The organism is Candidatus Leptovillus gracilis, from assembly GCA_016716065.1.
Lineage (GTDB): Bacteria > Chloroflexota > Anaerolineae > Promineifilales > Promineifilaceae > Leptovillus > Leptovillus gracilis.
This window is the reverse complement of sequence record JADJXA010000004.1, coordinates 211,755-233,681: the sequence shown is the minus strand read 5'-3', so window position 1 is coordinate 233,681 and position 21,927 is coordinate 211,755. Positions and strand designations below refer to the sequence as shown.

General features: G+C 57.3%; 13 protein-coding genes and 2 pseudogenes. All 15 read right to left on the bottom strand.

Annotated features, from left to right (window positions below):
• Window positions 1-53: 53 nt before the first annotated feature.
• The 15 genes and pseudogenes from IPM39_13665 to IPM39_13595 all read right to left on the bottom strand — a co-directional run bounded on the left by IPM39_13665 (window position 54) and on the right by IPM39_13595 (window position 21,927).
• A complete protein-coding gene (locus IPM39_13665) occupies window positions 54-2,774 on the bottom strand; it encodes a carbohydrate ABC transporter substrate-binding protein (GenBank protein MBK8987102.1) in 2,721 nt (906 codons plus the stop codon).
• 168 nt (window positions 2,775-2,942) lie between these two features.
• On the bottom strand, window positions 2,943-3,953 hold the full coding sequence (locus IPM39_13660) for a LacI family DNA-binding transcriptional regulator (GenBank protein MBK8987101.1): 1,011 nt from the start codon (window positions 3,951-3,953) through the stop codon (window positions 2,943-2,945).
• 219 nt (window positions 3,954-4,172) lie between these two features.
• Window positions 4,173-5,057: an alpha/beta fold hydrolase gene (locus tag IPM39_13655; GenBank protein MBK8987100.1), complete on the bottom strand. Its 885-nt coding sequence runs from the start codon at window positions 5,055-5,057 to the stop codon at window positions 4,173-4,175.
• Between the two features lie 985 nt (window positions 5,058-6,042).
• A pseudogene (locus IPM39_13650) lies at window positions 6,043-7,200 on the bottom strand (AAA family ATPase).
• Window positions 7,201-7,308: 108 nt separating this feature from the next.
• The gene (locus tag IPM39_13645) at window positions 7,309-11,226 is read right to left on the bottom strand and encodes a magnesium chelatase subunit H (GenBank protein MBK8987099.1); all 3,918 of its coding nucleotides are present in this window, start codon (window positions 11,224-11,226) and stop codon (window positions 7,309-7,311) included.
• A 22-nt stretch (window positions 11,227-11,248) separates the two neighbouring features.
• Window positions 11,249-12,721, bottom strand: coding sequence for a magnesium chelatase ATPase subunit I (gene bchI, locus IPM39_13640; protein ID MBK8987098.1), 1,473 nt, complete (start codon window positions 12,719-12,721; stop codon window positions 11,249-11,251).
• A gap of 286 nt (window positions 12,722-13,007) precedes the next feature.
• Window positions 13,008-13,493 carry a hypothetical protein gene (locus IPM39_13635; GenBank protein MBK8987097.1) on the bottom strand — a complete coding sequence of 162 codons (486 nt, stop codon included), beginning with the start codon at window positions 13,491-13,493 and terminating at the stop codon, window positions 13,008-13,010.
• Between the two features lie 25 nt (window positions 13,494-13,518).
• Entirely contained in the window at window positions 13,519-14,934 is a 1,416-nt protein-coding gene (locus IPM39_13630) for a BCD family MFS transporter (protein ID MBK8987096.1), read from the bottom strand.
• A 38-nt stretch (window positions 14,935-14,972) separates the two neighbouring features.
• Window positions 14,973-16,465, bottom strand: a pseudogene (gene bchZ, locus IPM39_13625) (chlorophyllide a reductase subunit Z).
• Entirely contained in the window at window positions 16,458-17,753 is a 1,296-nt protein-coding gene (gene bchY / locus IPM39_13620) for a chlorophyllide a reductase subunit Y (GenBank protein ID MBK8987095.1), read from the bottom strand. Before bchY ends, bchZ begins: the two are co-directional and overlap by 8 nt.
• An 8-nt stretch (window positions 17,754-17,761) precedes the next feature.
• The gene (locus IPM39_13615) at window positions 17,762-18,250 is read right to left on the bottom strand and encodes a DUF4332 domain-containing protein (protein MBK8987094.1); all 489 of its coding nucleotides are present in this window, start codon (window positions 18,248-18,250) and stop codon (window positions 17,762-17,764) included.
• A gap of 112 nt (window positions 18,251-18,362) precedes the next feature.
• Entirely contained in the window at window positions 18,363-19,544 is a 1,182-nt protein-coding gene (locus tag IPM39_13610; protein ID MBK8987093.1) for a chlorophyllide a reductase iron protein subunit X, read from the bottom strand.
• The gene (locus IPM39_13605; protein ID MBK8987092.1) at window positions 19,544-20,524 is read right to left on the bottom strand and encodes a zinc-binding dehydrogenase; all 981 of its coding nucleotides are present in this window, start codon (window positions 20,522-20,524) and stop codon (window positions 19,544-19,546) included. Before IPM39_13605 ends, IPM39_13610 begins: the two co-directional genes overlap by 1 nt.
• Window positions 20,525-20,526: 2 nt before the next feature.
• On the bottom strand, window positions 20,527-21,009 hold the full coding sequence (bchF, locus tag IPM39_13600) for a 2-vinyl bacteriochlorophyllide hydratase (GenBank protein ID MBK8987091.1): 483 nt from the start codon (window positions 21,007-21,009) through the stop codon (window positions 20,527-20,529).
• A 27-nt stretch (window positions 21,010-21,036) separates the two neighbouring features.
• Window positions 21,037-21,927, bottom strand: a complete 891-nt coding sequence (locus IPM39_13595; GenBank protein ID MBK8987090.1) for an alpha/beta hydrolase — start codon at window positions 21,925-21,927, stop codon at window positions 21,037-21,039.

Here is a 21,927-nt window from a genome sequence, read left to right as displayed (position 1 = left end):
GCCGGCCGGATCGGCCGGCGCCTCATCTCTCATTTCATTACAAGCTCAAAAAACTAGCGCGGCCAGGAAGCGTCAATTTCCGCTGTCGCGGTGTCCAGGTCAATGGACCCGGCGACGTAACTGGAGATTTGTTCCCAGAAGGAACCAGCGCCTACTTCACCCGGCATGAGGTCGGAGCCATCGAAGCGGAAGCTGGTGGCGTCGGCTACAAGTTGGGAGACGCTCCAATCCAGGTCAGAGCCGTACAAGTCGCGTGTGGCCGTCTGGTGGGCGGCAATCGCCCCGCCACCTTCCAACCAACCACTCACCGATTCTGGCGTGGTGAAGTATTCCATCAACGCCCGCACTTCGGGTCGGTCGTTGAACATGGCCATCAAATCACCGGCGACCAGGAACGGCCGTCCGTAAGCCTCGTCCACTGGCGGCAGATAGAAGAAGTCGTAATCTACGCCGTAGGTCAGGCCTTCGGGGAAGAAGCTGGTGATGAAGTTGGCCTGACGGTGCAGCCAGCACTGCGGCGGGTCTTGGAACATCGGTCCCGGCGCATCACCAAAGAAGGTGGAGACAATGGAGGAACGGCCGCCAAAGACATTGTCATCGTTGAACCACAACGCGCTCCAGGTCTCAATCGCCTTCTGCACTTCTGGGGAACTGAACGGCAGTTCACCAGCCACCCATGCATCGTAGTTTTCCAACGAGGTGGTGCGCAGCATCATGTCTTCCGTCCAGTCGGTGGCAACCCAACCGGTGGCCGCACCAGATTCGATGCCGATACACCAGGCAGTGTCGCCATCGGCAGCGATGTCTTCTGTCAGGGTAATCAGTTCGTCCCAGGTTTCAGGAATCTCATAACCGGCGGCGTCCCAGGCTACCTTCGGATACCACACCAGGCTTTTGCCAGAGTAGCGGTGCATCACGCCAGATTCAACGCCATCTACGGTGTTGAATTCGCGCCAACCGGGGTTGTACTGCTGCGCCAGCCATTCATCGCTGATGAAGTCGGTCACCGGCACAATCTTGCCCTGGCGGACAAAATCGGCGAACAGGCCAGGCTGCGGGAAGTCCACAATGTCCGGCGCATCGCCGGCGCCAACGCGAATGGCGATGGAACCTTCAAATTCTTTGCTGCCGATGTAGTTCACAGTTATGCCTGTGGCTTCTTCAAAGGCGCGCACCGATTCCTTGAATTTCACGCCGTCCACGTCGTTGCCTTCAAAAGCGCCGTCTACGGTGACAGTTGTGCCCGAAAAAGCGCCGTTTAAGGCTTCTTCCAAAGCGCCACCGGGCAGCACCGCCAAACCAGTGCTCGTGGGCGCTCCTTCGGTGACGGATGTAACGCCGCTGACGCCGGCCGGCCAGGAAGCGTCAATTTCCGCTGTCGCGGTGTCCAGGTCAATGGACCCGGCGACGTAGCTGGAGATTTGTTCCCAGAAGGAACCAGAGCCTACTTCACCCGGCATGAGGTCGGAGCCATCGAAGCGGAAGCTGGTGGCGTCGGCTACAAGTTGGGAAACGCTCCAATCTAGGTCAGAGCCGTACAATTCGCGTGTGGCCGTCTGGTGGGCGGCAATCGCCCCGCCACCTTCCAACCAACCGCTGACGGATTGCGGTGTGGTGAAGTATTCCATCAACGCCCGCACTTCGGGTCGGTCGTTGAACATGGCTACCAGGTCGCCGGCGACCAGGAACGGCCGTCCGTAAGCCTCGTCCACTGGCGGCAGATAGAAGAAGTCGTAATCTACGCCGTAGGTCAAGCCTTCGGGGAAGAAGCTGGTGATGAAGTTGGCCTGACGGTGCAGCCAGCACTGCGGCGGGTCTTGGAACATCGGTCCCGGCGCATCACCAAAGAAGGTGGAGACAATGGAGGAACGGCCGCCAAAGACATTGTCATCGTTGAACCACAACGCGCTCCAGGTCTCAATCGCCTTCTGCACTTCTGGGGAACTGAACGGCAGTTCACCAGCCACCCATGCATCGTAGTTTTCCAACGAGGTGGTGCGCAGCATCATGTCTTCCGTCCAGTCGGTGGCAACCCAACCGGTGGCCGCACCAGATTCGATGCCGATACACCAGGCAGTGTCGCCATCGGCAGCGATGTCTTCTGTCAGGGTAATCAGTTCGTCCCAGGTTTCAGGAATCTCATAACCGGCGGCGTCCCAGGCTACCTTCGGATACCACACCAGGCTTTTGCCAGAATAGCGGTGCATCACGCCAGATTCAACGCCATCTACGGTGTTGAATTCGCGCCAACCGGGGTTGTACTGCTGCGCCAGCCATTCATCGCTGATGAAGTCGGTCACCGGCACAATCTTGCCCTGGCGGACAAAATCGGCGAACAAGCCAGGCTGCGGGAAGTCCACAATGTCCGGCGCATCGCCGGCGCCAACGCGAATGGCGATGGAACCTTCAAATTCTTTGCTGCCGATGTAGTTCACAGTTATGCCTGTGGCTTCTTCAAAGGCGCGCACCGATTCCTTGAATTTCACGCCGTCCACGTCGTTGCCTTCAAAAGCGCCGTCTACGGTGACAGTTGTGCCCGAAAAAGCGCCGCTTAAGGCTTCTTCCAAAGCGCCGCCGGGCATGACGGCAAAGTCAACAGCCATTGGTTCGGCCGGGGCGGTTTCTTCAACCGGGGCCGTTTCCTCGACCGGCGCAGGAGCTGTCGTAGCGACTGCTTCTGGGGTCGTTTGGGTGGCGCCGCCACCGCAGGCTGCCAGAGCCAATGCGAGGATCAACACCAGACCGATTACCATCCATAATTTTTTGTTTAACATTGGTTTTTCTTTTCCTCCCAGTTAATAGATAACTAGATTGTTTGTAAAGTTTTGGATACAAAGAGATTTATTGTGATAGACGCTAGAATCACCTCCTTTCATAGCAAGTCAGAAAACAACGACCCTTTCTCACATACATCCATGACGTTTTTACGACAAGGGCCTTGTTCATTGGAGCGGAGGAGGCGCAGTGCTGCTGCGCTCCACCAGTTCGATGGGGAGTACGATTTCTCGTGGCTCCGGTGAAGGATTGGCCATAACTTCCAACAAAAGTTCACAACCACTGACGCCAGACTCAAACAACGCCTGGCGGATGGTGGTAATGTGCAGATATTCGGCGGCTTCGATGTTGTCGAAGCCAATAACAGACAAATCTTGGGGAATTCTGAAGCCGCGTTCGCGGGCGCATTCGACGACGCCAATGGCCTGGGTGTCACTGTAGGCAAAGATGGCGGTGGGAGGTTCTGGCAAGTTGAGCAGGCTGTTGGTCATGTCGCGGGCTTCGTAACGGCCGTGCTGCCCCTGTACATGATACTCCGGCCGAAAAGCCACCTCGGCTTCCGCCAACGCCTGCCGGTAGCCGGCAAATCTATCGCGTACCGGCGAATTAAACGGATCATCCAAAAAATCGCTGATATAGGCGATCCGCCGGTGGCCTAAATCTAACAAATGGCGCGTCGCGCAGTATCCACCGGCTACATTATTCACGATCACCCGATCCAGCAGCGGATGATGCGCGTCCACCAGCACTGTGGGCAGCCCAGACTGTTGCAATCGGGCCACGTCTTTATCGTTGGGAGTGAGGGAAATAATCAACAGACCATCCACCATTTGACGGCGGGGTACATTGAATAGATAAACGTCCCGTCTTTCGACACTTTCAACGTCAAACAAAATCAGGTCATAGTCGCTGTTGGTAACAACCGATACAACTCCCTGCAATCTTCGGACAACCGAAGGATTGGTGAAATAGGGAACCAACGCGCCGATGACCATTGTTTTGCCCCGGGAGAGGCGACGAGCAGCTTGATTGGGGGAGTAATCGAGTTCAGCAATGGCGGCTAATACTTTGCGCCTGGTCTCCTGGCTGACGGACACGCTGTCGTTGAGAACGCGGGACACAGTGCCCACGCCGACCCCAGCCTTTTGCGCCACATCTCGGATCGTTACCGCTGCCAACCTGTTCTCCTCTTCCTGTCCGACAACAAACCAATGGAACCATTGCATTTGACCTATATGGAACCGGTTCCAATTGTTCATACTATACATGACTGATGGATGGCTGTCAAGGTTTTTGGGCAAAATAGACGTGTCGCCACAAGGTTCAGAAGCGCCAAAACAAAAAACCTCCCAGGTCTTAAGACCTGGGAGGTTTCATAGAAGGAGCAAGTCAGGTTTTCAGGCTTTGGCCCAAAACTGCTGCAACACGGCCGTCGTCTCCGGCAGCATCTCCCAATGGGGCACACCCATGGACGGGGTAAGCTGCACCGCCTGCCAGCATTCGTTGAGCGCCAGCAGTTCCGGCAGACGACCAAAACTCACGTTGGGGTCACGGTCGTAGATGAGCAAGACGGGGCGGGTGACCTTGGCGTAAACGGCCGTCAGTACATCAGCCGTAAACAACTGCCCGGAAAGGAAATACAACGGCGCATGGCGCGCCCCCGGCTGGTGGGCGGTGGCATAGGCGTAATCGAAAAAGTTTTGCGGCGGCTCGCCGACAAAACTTTGCCCCAGGTAATAACGGATGCTTGGCTTAGACGTTAACAGGTCAAAAATTGCCTGGCTCCATAAGGGGAAAGTCACAAACTTGTGCAGCCGCTTGCCCACAGCCTGGAAATCAGCCACGTCGTTGCGCCCCGGATTGCGCGAAAAGCCAAAGCCGGTGGGCGAAATCAGCGCCAACGAACTGACCAAATCTGGTCGCGCATAGGCCGCAAAGGAAGCAAACTCGCAGGCTAACGACAAAGCAACCACATCGGCCGCTTCGCCTACTTCGCTGCGTAAAAAGTCCAGGATGGCGTCTACATACAATTCCACCGTGTACGGCCGTTCGCTGCGATCCGAAAAGCCAAAGCCGGGTAAATCCAGCGCGTAAACGGGCCGTTTGCCCCGGTAATAATCGAACAATGGCTTCACTTCAAAGGCGCTGGGCGCGGCGTTGATACTGTGGATGAGGACCAACGGCCGTCCCGCACCCTGCTTATCCACGTAATAACTCAACCGACCAGAGCGCGGCGAGTTGAAAATGCGGCGCTCCGCGTCTACAGCCGGCGGCAGCAGCACATTGTGATTGACGCCCCATCGGCTGTAAGCAATGCCACTGGCAGTTGCCGCAACAAGCAGCGCGCCAACTGTCTTTAAACCTATGAAAACTTTTTTAGACGACGATATTGGATTGATTGACACGGAAACTCCCCTTTTTGAATTGAAACAAAATCCCGCAGGGCTTAAAAAACGCCAGGGGTCCTTAAAGCATACTCACTGCGTTTGTCGCCAGATCAGCAATTTCTTGCCCACCGGCGTTGGGCAAATAGGCGTAATCGCCACCCAGCCATTCGGCCAATTGGCGCGCCTCGCCCCGGCTAAGATAGCTGCGCTGCGTATCCACCACCATCACATGCAAGTTGGAGGCGGCGATATAGCGCCCAAGCTGCTGGAGTTCGGCCTGCACATCGCCTTGTTCATGCAAACCAACGTTGGCACGGCCGTCTGTCAGCAAAATCAGCACCGTTTGCAAAATGCCACGGCGCTGCGCCTGTTGGGCCATGTCGTCGGCCAGCAGCAGGGCCGAAGCCAGCGGCGTGCCGCCACCGGTAGGCAGCAAATCCAACGCCCGCCGCGCCAGTTCCACGCTTTGCGTTGGCGGCATCAACAATTCAGCCTGCTGCCCGCGAAAAGAGATCAGCGCCACGCGGTCGCGGTTGACATAGGCTTTTTCCAGCAGCGTGTGGACCGCACCCTTGGCCTGGCGCATCCGGTGCAAGGCCATGCTGCCACTGGCGTCTACGGCAAAGCAGAAGAGCGCGCCCGCTTTGCTGCGGTACTGCTTCACCCGCACGTCGGAGAGCTGTAGGAGGACACGGCCGTTGGCATGATGTCCAGTGCCATTGCCATTTACATTCCCGTTCAAGCCGTGCCCATTTTGGGCGACGCTGCCGTTACCATTGCTGTAACCGCTGCCATTGGCATAGCCATTACCCTGGGCATAGCCATTGCCATTGACGTGCCCATTGCCATTGTGATAACCATTACCGTTCAGCCCATCGGCGCGGCGCAGCGGCTGCCAGGGCGCGGCCGCCCGCAGCGTGGCGACTACATCAATGCGCGCCCGTTTCGGGTCGCCAGGAATGCTGCGCACGTGGCGGCCCCGTTTGCCTTCGGTGCTGCCACGTGAACCGGCGCGCCCACGGCGCAAATGGCGAAATGGCAGATCTTCCAGGTCTTCGGGCAGCGCGGTGTTCAGCGCTTCCAAAATTTGCTCCGGCGGCGGCATCAGCTCATCCGGCGGCGTGGGGTCGCCATCTTCAGCTGCGTCTTCGTCGTCGGGTTGTTCTGGTTCGGGCGGTGGCGGAGGGTTGTCCGGCGGCGGTGAAGGGATGCGCGTGGCGCGAGGCAAAATGACTAACCGGGCGGCCAGTTCCACATCCTCTGCCAGCACTTCGTCGCGCAGTTCCAGAGCGGCGGCGGCGCAGGCGGCGCGCACGGCAAACAGGTCCACGCGGTGGCCTTCGACACCATACAGCAGGGCGGTCACGCTGAGCCGCTTAACTAGATCATCGCTGATGGTGACGTGGGGAAGCAGTTCCCGCGCCGTCTGCACCAGCCCCCGCATAAATTCCTGGTCTTCCTCCAGCGCTTCGGTAAGCGAGAGGAGATTGCGGCGGATAACGGCCGTGCGCTGCACCACATCCAACGACCCCGGCAGCGGTGCAATCAAGCCTACCCGGTCGAGCAAATGGCGGCGCGGCTGTCCATCGGCCGGATCATAAGAGCCAATCAGGCTGAAACGGGCCGGGGAGCGCAGGCTGATGCCTTCGCGCTCCACCCGCACTTCACCTTCGTCCAGCACAGCCATCAGCAAATTGGCGCTGCCATCGGTGAGTAGATTGAGGCCATCCACATAGGCCACGCCACCATGCGCCCGCGCCAACACGCCGGGCTGCATCACCATGCTGCCGGTGCGCAGCGTCGCCTCCAGATTTAGCCCCCCCAGCAAATTCTCCACATCTATACTAGGCGGCAGTTCAATAAAAGGCGTAGATGGGTCATTCAACAGGGCACGCATCCCCCGCGCCAGGCTCGATTTACCGGTCCCGGCGGCGGCGGATAGGACCACGCCTTGCAGACGCGGCTCAACGGCCAGCAGCATCAGCGCTTGCTGGGCCAGTTCCAACCCTACCAATGCGTGAAAAGGAAGGTGGCTCACAGGTTCATTCTCTCGAGCGGATTTTTCACCACGGAGGCACGGAGGGCACGGAGTTTTTTTAGCGGTTTATTCTCTGTGTTCTCCGTGCGTCCGTGGTGATACTTTTTACTAAGCAGGCGCATAGATGCCTTCTAGCTGGTCTTCCAGGTTGCTATAGATGTCGCGGAGCTGGTCAATCAGCTCATCGCTGGCATCCCAGAAGCCGCGGGAGTTGGCTTCTAGCAGGCGGCGGGCAATGCCGGCCGTAGCATGTGGATTGGCCTTCGCCATGCGCGCCCGCATGTCTTCATCCAGTAGGAAGGTGTCGGCGATGTCTTCGTAGACCCAGCCTTCGACGGCGTCGGTGGTGGCGCTCCAGCCGTAAGTGTTGTTGACGCGGGTTTCAATCTCGCGCACGCCTTCATAGCCGTGGACCATCATGGCGTCGTACCATTTGGGGTTGAGCAGCTTGGCCCGTGACTCCAGGCGGACCATTTGTTCCAGCGAGGCCAGGCGATCATCTACGGCAATGGCGTCGGCGACCATGACAGACGGCCGTTTCCCGCCCAATTTCTCCACGCTTTTGGCTACGCCGCCCAGGTATTCGTAGTAATGGTCTACATCGCTGATGCCCAGCTCGAAGCTGTCTATGTTCTGGAACGCGGCCTCGACGGTGGCCAGGCTGCGCTCCATAATCTCGCGTCCGGCGCGCCAATCGCCGCTGGGGCCATAGGCAAAGGATTTGCGCGAGAGGAAGGTATCGCTGAGTTGGTCGTCGTTGTCCCAGGTGGAGCTTTCCACCAGGTGATTGACGTTGGCGCCGTAGGAGCCGGGCGCGTTGCAGAAGACGCGGGTAGCCGCCTCGTTCAGGGAGATGCCCAGTTCGGCGGCGTGGGCCAGCGAATGTTTGCGCACGAAGTTCCATTCCAGCGGTTCGTCGGCTGCGGCGGCCAGGCGCACGGCCTGATCCAGCAAGTTGGTCTGGTGGTGGAACAAATCGCGGAAGATGCCGCTGAGGGTCATGACAATGTCGATGCGCGGGCGGCCCAGTTCCGACAGCGGGATGAGTTCTACTCTAGCGATGTTGCCGAGTTCGTCTTCTAACGGCCGTACCCCCAACAGGGCAAAACATTGCGCCACGCCCTCGGCGTCGCTTTTCAGGTTGTCCGTGCCCCACAGCACCATCGCCACCGTTTCTGGCAGCGCGCCCTGCTCGCGGGTCAGCCGCTGCAACATCTGGCGCACCAACTCCGTCCCGGCGGTAATGGCTGCGGCTGTCGGCACGCGGTAGGGGTCCAGGGCGTGGATGTTACGGCCGGTGGGCACGATGTTTTCGTTACGCACCACATCGTTGCCCGGCGAGGGAGAGATGTAGCCGCCTTCCAGACTGTGCAGCAGCCCTTGCATCTCGCGGTCGTGGATGATGCGCTCCAGCAAGTTGTCCAACCAGGACCACAAATTGACCAACAGTCCGACGGGAATGCGGGCTGCGCTTTGCAAGTAGGCATCCAATTCGCTGGTGTCCAGCTGCGGCGCACGCGGCGCAGCGACAAAACGCAACATCGCCTCGTGCATGATGGTTTCGATTTGCTCCCAACGTTCCTGGGTGGTGGAATCACTTTTGAGCGATTGTTGGAGGGCCTGGTAATCCCAGCCCAGCCCGCGGGCGATGAGCGCCGGCAGGGTGGGCAGTTTGGCGTCTTGGGTGGGGTGTTTGCCCGGATTAAAGGTAACGATCAGGGAGAGCATGTCTACCAGTTCGGCCTCGGTCGGCGCTTTGCCCAGGATGTGCAGACCCAAGGGAATCATGCGGTGTTCCACCTGGATGAGTTCGTGGCCCAGGGCGGCGATGTAGGCGTCATCCACCGAGGTGGACTGGACGGCATGTCCATTGCTGCCGTTGTGGTAGCCGTTGTGATGGCCGTTAGAACCGTTGGTCGGCAGGGTAACGGCCGCTGCCACCCCATTCCCTTGTTCCACAAAGATGCCCAGTTTTTCGGCCTGGGTATGGATGTCTGCCAGGAGTTCGGCGGACGGCCGTTTGTGGTAAGCGTCCAGGCTGTCCTTCAGGCGGCGCAAGCCTTTGTAAAGGCCCGCCTGCTGCAATGGCGGAACCATGTAGCTGACCAATGTCGCCGCCCCGCGCCGCCGGGCAATCGAGCCTTCGCTGGGGTTGTTGACGCAGTAGTAATAGAAGTTGGGCAGCGCGCCGAGCAAACGATGGGGCCAGCAGTTGGCGCTGATGCCATTCTGCTTGCCAGGCATAAATTCCAACGCGCCATGCGTGCCAAAATGGATCACAGCATCGGCGTTATATACCTGATCCAGCCAGGTGTAGTAGGCGGCAAAGCCATGATGCGGCGCGGCGTCTTTGCCCATGAGCAGGCGCATGGGATCGCGTTCGTAGCCAAAGCTCGGCTGAATGCCGACAAAGACGTTGCCCAGGTGCAAACCCAAAATGTGGAACTGCTTGCCATCGTTGAGAAGTTGACCGGGGGCGTAACCCCAATACGGCTCGATTTCCGTGTACCAGGGGAAGCGCTGGCGGTAATCCTCCAACGAGAGGTGGGCGGCGACATTGCCGTCTGTGCCGTACTGCATGGCGTTGCCTTCCACCACCTGCTGGCGGAAGGTGTCCACATCGGCGGGTAATTCCACCTGATAGCCGGATGATTTGAGTTCGGCCAGAAATTCATAGAGGCTGTTGAACACGTCCAGATACATGGCCGTGCCGGCGTTGCCCAGGTTGGGTGGGAAGTTAAAAAGGATGACAGCGATCTTCTTGTCCTGGTTGGCCCGGTGGCGCAGGCGCACGCGGCGGGCAATGCGGTGGGCGGCCAGGTCGAGTTCTGGCTCCAGGGGGAGGAATTTGTCTTGCACGGCCGTTGGTCCGCCAAATATCACCGGTTCCACGCTGCCATCCAGCTCTGGCAGAGCAATGTTCATGGCTGTCTGCATCGGCAGCAAGCCCACGTCGCTGCTGCGCCAATCTTCAACATGCTGGAAGGTCAGCGGGACCATATCAAAATAGCCCACATCCAGGGTACGCAGCGTCTCGGCGGCGTCATCGGGTCGGCTGCCGGCCGGGCCGCCGACGAGCGGGAAGCCCATGCAGTTGAGCATCAAATCCACGCGCGGCAGGCTGGAACCTTCGGCGACAAAAAATTGGTGGACGGCCGGGCGGAAATCCAGCAGGGCGCTGTACGCCGCCCGCGCCTCGATGCCTTGCGCCTCAATGTTGCGGATCAACGTGTCCAGGTGAGCAGTGTTACCGCTAAGAATGATGGCGCGCATGGTCAGCAGCCCCACCGAGCCTTGCCAGCCATTTTTGTCAGTGGCGATGGGTTTGCCCTGCTTCTGCCGCCACTGCTGGTAGCTGGGGATGTCGGGGAAGGGTTCGGGCGCATCGGGGTGGTAGATGGCGGCGTCGGGGTATTTGATGGGTTCCTGGAAGGGCAGTTTGCCGGTGTAGCCGGGCACGTAACGGTCTACAAACATGCACATCATGCGCGCCAGGTTTTCCGGCGAGCTGTGCAGCCAGTAATCGTGGACGGCGACAAAGGTGTGCAGGTCGCGCACTTTGCCGGGCACGTATTTCATCAACTTGGTGAGGTTGGTGAACATGGCGGTTTGGCGGTGACCTTCGGCACGGCCGTTGCTCTTCGGCCGCATTTTTTGCATCCACTTTTGCACCAGGCCAGGTTCTTTGTCTTCGGCCTGGGGCGCCAGGATAAATTTGCCCAGGCGTGTGGTGTAGATAAGGGCGGGATTGCTGGTGATGAAGCAAATCGGCGCGTTCGTTTTTTGCAGGACTTGCTGCATGGGGCGCACGTACTCTTCGCCGAAGATCATGCAGCCAAAGATGAAGTCGGCCTGTTCTACGTCGCGCTCCAGCCGCTGCCAGGCGGCGTCTTCATGTAGGGCGGCGGCGGTGTGCAGCGAGAGATGAACGTGAATGCCATGCTCGCGTTCCACCAAACGCGCCGCTTCACGCAGCGCAGAATTATGCCCCCCGTCCATTGTCACATAGACAAATCGCACGTTCATGACTTCCTCCAATTCGTGAAGTTCAGCTATTTGCTTCGTTTTCTTGCCAGAGATCGTCAAAGTCGTTTTCGGACCACGCTTCAGCGGACCCCGCTTCAGACTGTTCTTCTGCCACCAACAAGTCGGCCAGCGCTTCTTCGGGCAAACTGTCATCGGGAGCAAAGGTGGGCAGCAGAACAGCGGTCGGCTCGATGAGGGGGTCTACCGGGTCGGCGTGATCCTGCACCGCCGTCAGGTTGGCGTCCACCCCCGGCGGGGTGGCAGTCACCAGTGGGTTGGTGGTATCCGGTTGAAGGGTGGTTGGGGCAGGGTTGACGGCCGTCGCCACCACTTCTGGCGCGGAGACGGCCGTTGCCACTGGCTGAGGATGCAATACATACGCCACAGCGCGTTTGACACGCTCGTCGTCGCCCACAGATTCCAGTGGGTCTTTACGCAGGCGATGCTGCAAGGAGAGGGTCGCCACGCGGGCGATGTCTTCGGGTTCGGTTTGAGAACGGCCGTCTAAAGCTGCCAGGGCAACGGCCGTGCGGCACAACGTCAATTCCCCCCGATGCCCATCTACTTCCAGGGCCACACAAAGACGCGCAGCCGCTTCTATGGTCGCGTCGGTCAGGTCTACCTGGGCCAGATTGCGCTGCGCCTGCAACAACTGCTGGCGCAGTTTTTCCTGCTCTGGCTCCCAGGCGGCGGCAAAAGCCAACGGGTCACTATCATACGCCCGCCGCCGCCGCACAATTTCTACCCGCTCGTCAATGTCGGTGATGGTGGTGATGCGCGCATGAAGGCCAAAACGGTCCAACAACTGCGGCCGTAAATCCCCCTCTTCCGGGTTGCCACTGCCGACCAACACAAAGCGAGCGGGATGGCGAATGCTAATGCCTTCCCGCTCGACAACATTCACGCCGCTGGCAGCTACGTCCAGGAGCAAATCAACCAGATGGTCTTCAAGCAAGTTGACTTCATCAATGTATAAAAAGCCGCGATTGGCCCGCGCCAGCAGCCCTGGCGCAAAGGCTTGCACCCCTTCGACCAACGCCCGTTCCACGTCCAACGAACCGGCTACCCGGTCCTCGGTCGCGCCCAATGGCAAGTCTACCACCGGTACAGAACCGACCACCACGTCCTGCACACCGGCCGGGTTCATGGCGCAGTGGGGGCAGACAGGCGATGGGGCCAGGGGGTCGCAGTTATAGGGGCAGCTTGTCACCCGGTCTAATGGGGGTAACAAGGCGGCTAAGGAGCGAACGGCCGTACTCTTGGCCGTGCCGCGATGCCCCATCACCAAAACCCCGCCAATGGTCGGGTCTGTCACGCACAGGAGCAAAGAAAGCTTAAGCTCTTCTTGCCCCACCAGAGCAGTAAACGGAAACGCTGGCTGCTGCCGCTGTTGCGCCTGATTCAATTCTGGCTGATTACTCAACCGCTCACCATGAGCAAGAACTGCTTCACGGTTGAGCGAATCTTTCTGAGACGACCTATTACGATTTATCATGATGTCGTTTTAGCGATCATGACTCCTTATTTGTTTTCTTGCCAGGTTTTCCACACACTGATAATGGTGGGCACAAACCAGATCAAAACAAGAATAGATGGAACCAAAAAAAGCGACGTTGGTCACTTGACCCCAAAATGTAAATACCATTTCGATTGCCTCCAATTTAATTGTTTACCATGTGTCACAGTAAACATCATACAGATTTGCCAATAATCATAGGGAACGTTGGGCGATTTAGCAAACCACCCAACGCTCCCGAATACTCGTCGTTAAAACACAAGCGCTATTTGACGGCTACGGCCGTAAAGCTGGCCACAATATCGGGCACAAGCGCGGCAAAAGCCTGGAACTCCTCTGGCGAAAGATCGGAATAATAGGCGTCAACCGGCATATGGTACACAAAATAGGTATCACCCAAATTGATGATATTCGTATGGCCGGCCGGATAACTACCAGATGATTGCCAATACTGTGTAGCCGACAAAGCTTCAATCGAAAAAATCAGTTTAGGGTTGGCAACCGGATATTTAAATTGAACCGCATTGCCCAGGTTTTGTGTCACAAACTGACCAACCCACGCATCAGGTACCATCAACGACACATCATAAGCCGGTCCCTCGGTACTGCCATCCAGATACCGCATCGTCGTAGTAATCTCTGAACTCTGCACCGGGTCTATCGTGTTATCACCAAACGCGCCACAACCGGTCAGCATCAAAACGCCAAACACGAGTACAACAAACAATACAAACCGCAATTTTACAGACATCTTGTCCTCCTGAATAAAAATTTTGCTAAAACGCAAGTTGATCAGCCGGGAGTTCCTCCAGGCCAGACCAGGGCAGTTTGATTTCTCTTACGTTTAACTGGCTCCCTAGCCGGAAGATCAACAACAAAACAACCGATACCAACAATGTCAACGAAGTCACATAAACAATGGTGTAACCTAACACAACACTTCCTGTCATGTATTGGGCCACATCGCGGATGACGCCACCACCAATAGTGCCTAAACCTTGAGCCATCGCCTGGACAATGCCCCACACCCCCAGGAGAAAACCCGCATGGCTGACATCAGTGAGCGACATCACCAGGATGATACTGCCGACCATGAACAGACCTCGTCCGACACTGATCATTGCCACGCCAATGCGAAAAGGCGTGATGAGCGCGGCATCGCTGGCAATGCTAATGACGCCAAAACCCGTCGCCCCCACCACGCAGCCCAAACCAATCAGCAGAACCGGCGCGACTTTACGCCGCAGCAGCAAACCAGCCACCGTGACGCCCATAATGGTCGCCACACCCCACAAAGCGGTTAGCTGCATCGTGGCCGATACACTCATGCCCAGAACCTGGCCGCCATACGGCTCCAAAAGCACATCGTGGGTAGCAAAGGCGGTGGTAGCCATGAAGACAACCACAAAAAAGCCTTTCAGGACTTTCTTACCGCTGAGCATACGCAGCGATTCCCACAGCGTCATGCGGATGCGCACTACTTTCAAGTCGGATTTGACGGTTCCATCTGGATTCAGGCTTTCTTGCTGCCACAGGGCAATCACCGTTAAAAACACAAAAGTCATGGCCGAGCCTTGCATGACGCGAATCAACAAAAAGTGGGAGTAATCCACCAACAGATGGCTAATGATCACGGCGCTAACAATTGTCCCCAGGACCAACATACCCCAAAGAACAGTCAGGACCTTGCCTCGGGATTGAGGGGGCGTGATGTCGCTGACCAGGGCCAGGTAGATGGTCTCTACAATGCTGACCCCGGCGCCATAAGCCAGGAAAATTACCATGCAGATCATCAAGGCCAACCAGAATGGGATGCCGCCAGCGCCGCTCAACAAGATGAGGGCAAAGGGAGCCAACGCCAGACCGGCATAAGTCAGTAAGACACCCATCACCAGGTAGGGCATACGCCAGCCGCCCATCGAACGGGCTTTGTCTGAACGATACCCTATCACGGCGCGAATCGGAGAGACGAAGTAATGCAAAGAGATAAGCAAAGCCACGGCCGCCGCGGAGATTTTCATGTCGCCGATAAGGACGCGATTGAGCGTGCCGGTTACCGGGGCCAGAGAAAGACCAACGCCAAACTGAAAGAGGCCCAACCGCAGGACGCCCATCCATTGTTTTGCGCCAGGGTGGTTATCGAACCAGACCTGAATCGGTCGGAAAAGTCCTAAAAACCATCCTTTCAGCATTAAAAAAGGCCGGATCAAGTTCATATGCTTCTCTCATTTCACCGGGATGTCAACACTTGCTCTAGTATCTCGGCTGTTACTTCTGGCGATTCGTTCTCATGTGCCAGGGATTCTACCTTCATCTGGATTTCCCGGCTGGCGGAGATACGCGCCAGGAAGGGCATTTTTCCAAAGAAGTATCCAGCAAGGTTTTAGCTTCTGGATGCCAGGGAAGATTGCCTGGTTTGTTGTGCTGCGTCGCCGAAGACGTGCCTACGCCATTGCCAGATTGGCGTTTTTGGGCATAGGCGGTATCTACCGGTAAGAAGTTGAAAAGGACTTCGTACAGACGATTGACGATTTCTTGTAGGATGTGAACGGTTCCACGGTACCCCATGAATGGCGTGCCGACAGAACGTCTGACGATGGGACCGGGGAAAGCCGCCGGTATAAAGTTGGTGTATTGGGCGCCAGCCTCGCTGAGGTAAATTTTTTCGTTGATGGAGCCAAAAACAAAAGCGGGCGGGCGAGTATGAAGCTGCTGCCGTACCGCTTCGTTGTCCATCTCGCCAGGGCGAAGCGGGCGTGAAGAGGCGAAGGCGATGGGCATGCCCAACTCGTCACCGAGGAACGTCTTGAGTCCGGCGGTATAAGTGCCACAAGCGACAATGCCCAGGTTTGTCGTGCCGAACCAGTCGCCTTGAGGGCCTTTCCACAAATCCCAAACCGCCTGGAGGGTGGTTTGTTTTTCCTGTTTGATGAAGGCTGCGGCTTGTTGTTCGGTTCCCAGTAAACGGCCGATTTTCTGGACAAACTCTGTCGTGCCGCGCATGCCCATAGGAGCGTGCAGCCAGGGCTGCCCCAGGGTTTCAGCCAGGGTATGACCAAATTCCTGGTACATCACCACATTGACCTGCGCTTTCGCCAGTTGGGCGATGTCGGCGAGTTGGGCTTCAACGGGAAAGACCAGGTTGATATGCCCGCCAGCGCCTTCAATCAAGCGGCGAATTTCGTGTAAGTCGGCGGCCGAGTTGAAGCAGCCATAGGTGGGGCCGATGATGTTGACGAGGCCGGGTTCTACGGTGATGCCGGCGGCTTTTTCACGGCCGTAATTCTCCCACAACCACGCCAGCACCCGGTCTCGCCCCGTCCATTCATCGTCGGACAGCGATTCGCTGTGGAAGAAGGTAGCGCCCGGCTGTAACTGAGGAACCAGGTCAGACAGGTCGGAGCCGATCATTTCGCTTTCGGCGGTGGAGACGACGATGAGGTATTTGCCGTCTAACAGCCCTGCATCGCGCAGGTTTTCGTAGGTGCGCTGCACGGCTGCTCCCGTGCCGTTGCCGCCCACCTCCTGCTCGCGAATGATGGAGGGGGTGATGTTTTCGATGTGCGGAATGGCGTCGGTATAATCGGGAACGGCCGTAGCCACCAGGTTAAAACAGCCAATCGGCGCATCGCAGATCACATGCACATCCGGCATGGCGCACATCGTCCAGACCGCCGCCCAATAGCTGCTCGTGTCAGACAGATCACGAATCACTTTAGGCATGGACGGCCTCCTCATGGACGTCTTCGGCAAAAAAGTCTTGCATCCACTGATACCGTTCGCCGTTGGCTAACGTCTGGCGGATAAAACCCAACGTCGCCGCTGTGCCCACGCTTAGGAAAAACGGCCGTGAAGCCAACTGATTAGTAAAGTACATTGCCGGAATACCCCGTTCCTTAGCCACACTGCAAAACGGGGTCGTGCCAAACACCAAGTCGGGTGGATATTTATCTAACGCGGCCACGTCATCTTCCAAAGATTTGCGGTAGACTACTTCTTGCGTTCCCCGCGCCCGCAGCCACAACTCGTCGGGCAAAACCAGCGGGTCCTGACCGATGGAGGTAGACACATAAGGCACTTCCGCGCCTGCCTCCACCAACAAACGGGCATACGCCAGCTCTGTGCCTTCATACCCCGTGACAAAGATACGGCCAGAAAGCGGCTGCGCCGCTATCATCGCCTGCGCTCTGGCGCGTTCCTCCTCGGCCACCTCATCCACCAGTTTGGGGTCCAGCGACAGCAGCGAACCAACCGCCTTCAACCAGGCATAAGAACCACTTATGCCCACCGGCGCACCACCAACGATGGGAATATCCCACGAGCGGAAGATGGCCATCGTTTCCTTGTAAAAAGGATGCAGCGGCGCCAGTGCGCCAGCGCGCCCTGCCTGACGAAAATCGTCAATGGAACGACCGGGCAGGGTGATGGTTTTCTCGACGCCCATGCGCCGCAGCAGGCTGTCTATCGCCAGCGGATCGGCCGGGAACACTTCACCCAGCAGAACCAGCGTCTTTTTCTCTTTTGGCCCTTCGCGGTCGCCCAGGCGGCGCAGCAAGGCTGCCAGGGCCACGTCTTTGGCCTCTGGATGAGAATGAATGGCGTAAGCGGGCACGCGCACCAGAACAACTTCGGCGTCGCCTACCCGCTTCGGCAGCATTTCTTCAGGCAAACCGGCTGTCTCGGCCACGCAAAGTGAAACTACCGGAATCAACTTGCACCCAGGTTCCCGCGCCGCGACGTCAATCGCGGCGCGCGTCCCTTCCACAATTTCCCCGGCCATCAATTCGGCCGTACCCAACTGCGGCGCAAGGATGGATTTGCGCGCCCCGTAAAAATGGGTCACAAACGTCAGCCCGTACAAGCAGCCGGTATCGGTAGCCATGACCGGATGTGAGCCTTCGATGCGCGCTAAAACACGCAGCGAGCCAAACGCCGGGCACATGCTCTGCGGGTGAAGCTGACAAGGTTTTGATTCCGTTTGTACCGGTTTTAATGGAATAGATTCCAGCATGAAGCCCCTTATTGGTACTTCCCACCCCTCAATTGATTCTGTAATACCTCTAAAGCCGCGTAATCACCGCGCAGCAGCAACCGCGCCTGCTGCGGCCAGGAGGTCGGATCGGTGATGCCGGTGATGCCGGCCGCATCCAGGACCACCTTCAATTCATCGGCCGATTTTGTCGCCACGTCCGCATAGGTACGAATTCCCGCCGCCGCCAGGACCTGGCTGATTTTGGGACCAACGCCTTCAATGCGTTGCAGATCATCTGGTTTTGCGGCGATTGGGGCGGCGGCGGCCGTTGGCGTCAACTTAACAACCAGGCCTGCTGGCGTCTGCGCCACGACTTCTTGCTGCTCACTACCTTGTTTGCCCCGCTCAGGAATCCGAAGATATGTGCGCCGGGCGTTTTTGTCGGTGAGAAAGGCGAAGCCAATAAACCCTAATATGACAAACGCCAATGGTCCGTAACAAAGGACAAGGCCAGAAAACTGAAAATCTTGAAACATAGCATCCTCCTTATGGTTTAATAAATCTAACTTTTTTAGAATACGATGGCATGGTCCCTTCTCGCATTTTGTGGGGAGCAATGGGGAAGTTCTCTGCCAGCTCAATCACATGTTAATAGTACGACGGCGCATCCGCGTAACGAATGTCAATCAACGAAAAGGATTGACCGGTGCGGGCCAGCGCAGATAAGAAAGCCACCTTGTTTGTCAGGTCGGCCGGTTGACCCAGGCGGATTTCGGTCGCCCCAGAGGTGACGGTAATGCCTTCTTCCTGGTCCCGATCCAGGCCGGTGACATGGATGCCGATGGCTTCCATCATTTCCTGGACTTTTAGCTGGATGGGGTCTGTTACGTGAACCTGGCGCACCGGCATCAGGGTCAACTCGGTCAGGAAAGGTTCGGGAACGTAGTTGTTTTCGCTGAACAAGTCGGCGGCGGTGGCGGAATACGGCCGTCCCTCTGGTTCCTGCGCGTTAAACACAGCCAGAAATTCATCATATTCCAGCGGCTTGTAATCGGTGCAGGGTGGAATCTCGCGCCGATTGATCCGGCCGGCCAGGTCACGGAAAATGGCGTCGAACTCATTGACGCCCAGGGCCAGTTTACAGGCGTCGGCCAGAACGCGCACCTGATGATTCAGCGGCACACGGGTCAGAATGGGCAGCCCGGTGGCCGCGGCGTAACGGTCGGCGGTATCGGAGCCATCATCCCGATTGACGATCAAACCAAGTATTTGCGTGGAACCACCCATAGATTGGAAATAGCGCGCCGCCTGGGCGATGTTGTTGGCCGCATACAGCGACTGCCGGTCATGGCCGACAACGATAATGACTTCTTCCGCCAGGGAACGGGCCAGTGGGGTGGCAAAACCGCCACACACCACGTCACCCAGAAAGTCCATGACAACATAGTCTATCTGCCAGCGGTTCATGCCCAGGCGCTCCAGCACTTTGAAGCCGTGGGAGATACCCTGGCCGCCGCAGCCGCGCCCCACGTCCGGGCCGCCGATTTCGCAGCCAAAGATGGGCACGCCAGGAGCCAGTTCGTTACGGAAAATCACGTCGCCGACTTCTATTTGATCTTCAGCGTTGCGTTCTTTGAAGCTGCGCCACACTTCGCCCAATGTGGGCAGCGAGTGCCCGTCGAAAATGGTGTTGCACGAATCATGTTTGGGATCGCAGCCAAGCTGCAAGACGCGATAACCGTCGAAGGCCAGGCGTGCGGTTAGATTGGAAGTGGTAAAACTTTTCCCGATTCCCCCCTTACCATAAATCGCCAACATGCGAGCAGTCATCACATCTCCTTTTTGTTGGGCTGGACGGCCGTCCAATCCAACACAAGCTTTAAGCAGTCCTGGTCTGTCAGGGCCACTTCATAAGCGGTGGTTACGTCTGAAATAGGCAGCTCATGGGTGAGCATGGATGATACGTCGAGCTTGCCGGAGGCTATCTGGTCGCGGCAGCGCAGCAAATCGCCGGGCGACCATTCTTTGGCCGTTAGCAGCTTCGCTTCTTTGAGGAAAAGCGGCATGTAAGGCAGCTGCAGCGTCTGGTAATAACCCAGCAGCAAAATTACGCCGCCATTGCCCAACAGGGGCAGCGCGCTGGCCAGGGCTTCCATGGAACCGGTGGCTTCTATAATCACTGAAACCGGTTCAGCGATGGCTTCTTTTAACGATTCGGCGGCCACGTTGACAACCCTATCGCCGACAGAATGGGCCAGGCGGCTGGTTACACGGTCGGCGGAGGCGACCCAGGCGCCCTGCCCCTGAGCAAATCGGGTGGCAAGCTGGCCGACGGGGCCTTGGCCCAAGACCAGGATGCGGCTGTCGGGCGTGAGGTTTAGCAAATCTATGCCGTGCAGGGCGGTGGCGGCCAGCGCCAACAGGACGCCCTGGCGTGGGTCCACGCCATCCAGAGGAATGACGCGCTTGTAGTCGGCAAACAGGGTGGCGGATTGGCCGCCCCAGGCAGCGTTGATGCCTTCGTAGCAGTGGCCGCCGCCGACGTAGACCCAACGGCCGTGCCATTCCGTCGGCACATTGGCCCCCAGTTCTACAATGCGCCCCACCGTCTCATAACCGGGCACAACCGGCAGGCGCAGCATGGGATGGGGCATTTGCCCGGCCAGCAACATGCGTTCCGTCCCGGCGCTGATGGAGGTGTAGGCGGTTTGTACCACCACGTCATCTGGTCCTGGGGCGCGCAGCGTTACTGTGCTGAGTTCTACTTTCCCCGGTTCGGGGATAATAACTGCCTGGGTATGGGTTATCATGGTTAGTTTTGGGCGGCGGCGGGCTGCACGGCCGTTGCCTGCCGTTGTTTACGCGCGCGGATGCCTTTATAGACAAACTGGGCGCTGTTCACCAGATAGGTGGTATAGGCAACGAGCATCAAGGTCATAATGGCCTGCTGTGACCAATCCTGCCAGCGCGCCCAAAAATACAGGTTGTGCATGATCATGGCAATGGCGTTGCCGACATCCTCCCAGAAAAATTGGGGGGCCAGAAACCATTGGCCGAAGACTTCTTTTTCCCAGATCATGCCGGTGAAGGTGATAAGCCAGAGCAGGCCGATTTTGATCAGGACGCTGATGTTGGCGATGACGAACCCGTTGCCAGTGAGTAGATAGCGAATGACCAGGAAAAAGCTGATGATAAAAGCTAAAAATTGGATGGGGGCCAGAACAGCCTGGACGATTGTCCATTTGCTTTCGTTTCTTTTTTCCAGTTGTTCTGCTGTGTAACCCGAAGTAGACATTGATTCTTACATCCCGAAACGGTAGTGTTAGTCTAACTGCAAAAAGTCACGCACGATGGTGTGGTATTCCTGTGGTTTTTCCACCATGGGCAAATGGCCACATTTGTCTATCCAACGAATCTGGCAGTTGGGAATGATGCTGGCCGTGTAACCTACGTTGGCGACAGGCATAACCTGGTCCTGACGGCAGGGAATTAGTAAGGTGGGTATCTGAATTTTGGCGCCAGCAGCTTCGATGGCCGGAGAGGTGGCGTTGTTGGCGCAAGCTATAGCCGTAGCTGCATCTAACTCCATAAAATCCACAAAGCCTTGCTGTACCAGCTTGTTATCCTTTGGAACCCGGTAAAAGTAGCGGCGGGCCATCATCTTGGAGAACATAGGCAGCGCTGCCAACCGTGTGTGGCGAAAGCCGAACGCAAAGCGAAACATAAACATCGCCGCTTTGAATATCTGGGCTTCAGTCTCGGTCATGAAAAAGCAGAGCGAGGTGAGTATCAGCCGGTCAATACGTTCCGGGTACGCTTCGGTCAGCAGCAAAGCCATCGCGCTGCCCATGGAATGCCCGACCAATTGAACCCGATCTATCTTAAAGTGGTCCAAGATGAAGGCCAGGGATTCCACCTGGTCGAACATATTCTGTGCTTTACGCACCGGCTGCGAACGCCCTGTACCTAATAAGTCCGGCACAATCACCTGGGTAGATTTACCCAGCGCCTGGGCAGTTAGCTGCCAATAACTGCCTGAACCGCCCCAACCATGCACCAATAAAATGGGTACATTTTCAGTGGGTTGGAGTGGTTCCCACATATCCACAACCAGCGGACCTTGTGGGTGATCCAACGTCAGCGTCCGTTTTCTAATTTTAACGGCCGTTGGTGGAACGGTGGGTGTCGCCAATGTTTGCGGTTCGAGCGTCAT